A 3,478-nucleotide genomic window follows, 5' to 3' on the forward strand; every position below is an offset into this window, starting at 1 on the left:
CGGCATCCGACTCTCGGCTCCAGAAGGGGCCAATCCTTTACCCGCAGCCCTCTTCGATTGCCAGTCTGCCGATTTGTGCACCAATGTCATGAAAATGTAGTCCCCGGGCTATGCGCTCTACCGTACGGTCATGACTCTCGCCACCCCAATTAATCAACCGCTGGTTCTTTGTGACCTCGCCATTGGGAAATTCGAGGTGAGCCGTCAGCATGCGACTGCGAAGGGTGGAGAGAAAGCGACGGTTTCGTTTGATACCGCGCAGCGTCGATCCATCCCATAGGCTGCGGCTCGCCGGATGCTCGCTGCCAGCCTTCAGGTTCAACATTGCTTTGAATTCTTCGTCGAGGCTCGATGCCCCGCCATTGCATTTTTCGCAGGCAGGCACCGTAACCAAGTCCTTCCGATCACCCGGTGGGAAAATGCTCTTCGGCGGCACATGGTCGCGGGTGGTTCCAGCTTCTACACCGCAATAGACGCACATTTGCACATTTCGCTGCTCAATCATGCGCTCTGCCTCGGCCATGTTCTCGCTCAACATATGGGAGCTGGATTTTTACTGACTCTCGCCATCAACCGGCTCGCGGTCGATGCAGATGTTGTCGATCTCTTGCTGAGCCGTGCGTGGGTGTTTCACCCGGAAATCATGGCCTCCCAAAAGATCACAAACACGCTGCAAGTCCCGGCCAGTTCGATAGTGGCTGTATACGGAAACCGCCAACAGCACTCCAATGAGCCACGCAGCAGGATTGGCAATAAATCGGTCCCGTAAGCGCTGAATTAAACCCATGCCCAAATACCTCGTTGCCGGCTGTTGGTGGAGGATCAGCGCGGCGCGACGCGCGCGCTGGCCGCTTCGGCGGAGGCGGCATTCTCGGCCGCTTGCGCATAGCGGTCGGAAATGGCTTGCGCCTGATCCGCCTCTTCAATGATGGCAGCGGCCTTCCGGCGCAGGTCGCCGGACCTGTCCTGGTATTCGGCGGCCCGCGCCGCACAATAGGCTGCATCCGCCATGATCATGGCCTTGAGCCAGTCTGGGCACTTGGGGTGGGTGACGTTGTGGATCGCCAGTTCACCACCAAGGGTGCGCTCCGCCTTCATGGCATCTTGGATCGTATGGCAGCCCGCGACGAGCGTCTGTGCGCAGACGTCCACGATGGCGTAGGTCTTCGCGCTGCCCTTCTCATCGACCATGAGCGACATCATTACTCCATCTCATCTGGCGGTTGGTAGAAGGGGTGGCCTACTGCCGCCCCGGATAGTAAGTGTCGAAGATTTCGAGGTCCTCGCCGTCGATGAAATGGTAAGTCGAAACAGACGTCCGACCGTTATATGAGCGACGGATCACCCGCCCCCAAAGACGGAAGAAATCGACCTGGACTTCATCTGCCGCGCCCTGTCGAAAGCAAGCCGCTGCCACCTTTATGGCGTGCTCGCCGTCAAGATCGGCGATGAGGTTCGGGATGAGGTGGGACGGAATGGAGTACATAGGAAAGCCCTTTTGGCTGTGTGGGGTCATCCGTGTCTCCATTGTCCGTGGCGTCGCGCCGTGTTCGTAGTTGTAATGTCGCATAACTCGTGGCATGATGCAAGGGCTTTCGAGAAACGAGACATAATAAAAGAGCATGGCAGACCGAGGGTATATCCGTGAGACGCGCAACGGTCCCGACTTGGCCGCTCAAGAGGCAGCAGTACGAGGGGCCGGGGTGACTCGCGCCGATTTGGTCTACGCTGACCGACTACCGCCGAAGCGGCAGCATCGGGCCGCTGCCCCCGACGCCCTGGAAGAGCGTGCATTGGTCATCCGCCAAATCCACGAGGGTAGCCGCATCGTCGTCCCGTCGCTCGACCGGCTCGGAATCAGCGCCATCGATATTGCGCGGACCATCTCGGCCGTCGCCGCAAAGGGTTGCGGCGTGGTGGCTGTCGATACCGGCAAGGTCTACGACGCCTCGACGCCGGCTCACGTCATCCTTGATGACGCCGCAGAAGCTGAAACGCTGCTGAAGCGAGAGCGCATCCGCAAGGCGGCAGAGGTCAAGGCTGCTCGCGGCGTGAAGGGCGGACGGAAGGGTAACGACCTGGCACCAGAAATCGAACCATTGGCCCGCAAAGACTGGCTTGAGAATGTCGCCATGAGCCGTTCCGAGGTGGCGAAGAAGTATGGCCGGTCCATGAGCTGGTTTGACCGCCGGTTCGGCGAGCGCGGCATGATGAGCAAGCGTGGTCGGCGCGGTCCCGCGAAAGCCTGAGGAGGTGACGTTGGTTCGGCCCGATCTGAGCGACCACCTCTGTCAGGAGTGTGGGCGGTTTAGGTCGCGTGGCTTCGGCCCGCCCGGTCCCGACGCGACGATCGGCGCGAAGTGGTAGGCGGAAATGCGCGGTGCCAACGGCGCTGGACTGGCCACATTTGGCCCGGCCCAAAACACTCGGGTCTATGGAGGCCCCATCGGGTAGCGTGGCACCCTTGCTTATATTACCACTTAATGGTAACATTGCGACATGAAACGGAACTTTGCCTTCTTCGGAGACGTCGCGCAGGAAATCGGGGCCTTAGGCACCGACGATGCGGTGATGATCCTGTCCCTGTTAGCCAGCGTCGCGAAGCAGCCTGAGGTTTTCGACGGGCGCAGCTCGGTCCGGATCGTCGAGATGAAGGAAGCCGGAGAGCATTGCGTCCGCGTCGAGCTGGGTCATGACCCGAGCGATTTCCTTCAGGGATGGACGGCCGTGGTCGCCATCAAGGGCGACGATCTGGTCTGCCTGTTCGTCCACCGGGGCCTCGATACCCCGCCGTCGATCATCGGCGAGGTCCAGAACCGCTACCGGGCACTCGATCGCGAACTGTTCCGTTTGAACCAGCAAACCGAGCCGTGGCCGCCGCAAAAGCGTTGAGGAGGATTTCCATGAGCCTGATTAAGAGGACCACCAACCCATTCCGGGATGCGGGACTGCCGGAACCGGAACTGCTGGCCGTGAAACAGGAGGCCATCGAGTTCCTTCGTGCCAAGCTGCATGAGACCGGTATGTCCCAGGCCGAACTGGCTCGGAAAGCCGATCTTGAGCCGCCCCATGTCTCCGAGATGATGGCCGGTCGTCTGAACCGGTTCGGCGTCGAACGGATCAATCGGGCTTTGGCCGTGTTTGGTGCCGAGATCAAGACCGAATATCGGCTGAGCAGCGCAGCCTGATAATGATCGGGGCACAGTGGTGTGCGGTTCGCTCGATAGCGTCGCGGCCGCGATCACCGAGATCGCTATTGAGCTGCGCCAGAACGCGGTGCCCTGACCCTGGAAAAGGAGACACCGTTGACTGTCAAATCAACGCCGACAGCATGTTGCGACCTATGCGGATCGACGTTCGCATTCGGCCACGGACGTTACGATGGGAAGCACCTAGCCGCAATTATGCACCAGGGTTGGCGGGTGTAGCGCAAACCGTTGATCGGGCGTAGAATTTGGGTGCTGAAGCCAACTCCCGC

Annotated in this window: 6 protein-coding genes; 3 read left to right on the top strand and 3 right to left on the bottom strand. The window is 60.1% G+C overall.

What is annotated here, in order from left to right:
- Window positions 1-37: 37 nt before the first annotated feature.
- The 3 genes from EJ903_RS26020 to EJ903_RS26030 form a co-directional block, all read right to left on the bottom strand.
- Window positions 38-523 (bottom strand): hypothetical protein, encoded by a 486-nt coding sequence (locus tag EJ903_RS26020; protein WP_126620776.1) that lies wholly within the window; start codon window positions 521-523, stop codon window positions 38-40.
- Window positions 524-822: 299 nt separating this feature from the next.
- Window positions 823-1,191, bottom strand: coding sequence for a hypothetical protein (locus EJ903_RS26025; protein WP_126620777.1), 369 nt, complete (start codon window positions 1,189-1,191; stop codon window positions 823-825).
- 49 nt (window positions 1,192-1,240) lie between these two features.
- On the bottom strand, window positions 1,241-1,516 hold the full coding sequence (locus EJ903_RS26030) for a hypothetical protein (RefSeq protein WP_126620778.1): 276 nt from the start codon (window positions 1,514-1,516) through the stop codon (window positions 1,241-1,243).
- Window positions 1,517-1,622: 106 nt separating this feature from the next.
- On the opposite strand from EJ903_RS26030, the gene EJ903_RS26035 reads away from it, so the two are divergent.
- The 3 genes from EJ903_RS26035 to EJ903_RS27125 all read left to right on the top strand — a co-directional run bounded on the left by EJ903_RS26035 (window position 1,623) and on the right by EJ903_RS27125 (window position 3,188).
- Window positions 1,623-2,249 (top strand): recombinase family protein, encoded by a 627-nt coding sequence (locus EJ903_RS26035; protein ID WP_126620779.1) that lies wholly within the window; start codon window positions 1,623-1,625, stop codon window positions 2,247-2,249.
- A gap of 250 nt (window positions 2,250-2,499) precedes the next feature.
- Entirely contained in the window at window positions 2,500-2,892 is a 393-nt protein-coding gene (locus EJ903_RS27120) for a hypothetical protein (RefSeq protein WP_158628024.1), read from the top strand.
- An 11-nt stretch (window positions 2,893-2,903) separates the two neighbouring features.
- Window positions 2,904-3,188, top strand: coding sequence for an XRE family transcriptional regulator (locus EJ903_RS27125; RefSeq protein ID WP_158628025.1), 285 nt, complete (start codon window positions 2,904-2,906; stop codon window positions 3,186-3,188).
- The last annotated feature ends 290 nt before the right edge of the window (window positions 3,189-3,478 follow it).

The organism is Azospirillum griseum (genome assembly GCF_003966125.1).
GTDB lineage: Bacteria > Pseudomonadota > Alphaproteobacteria > Azospirillales > Azospirillaceae > Azospirillum > Azospirillum griseum.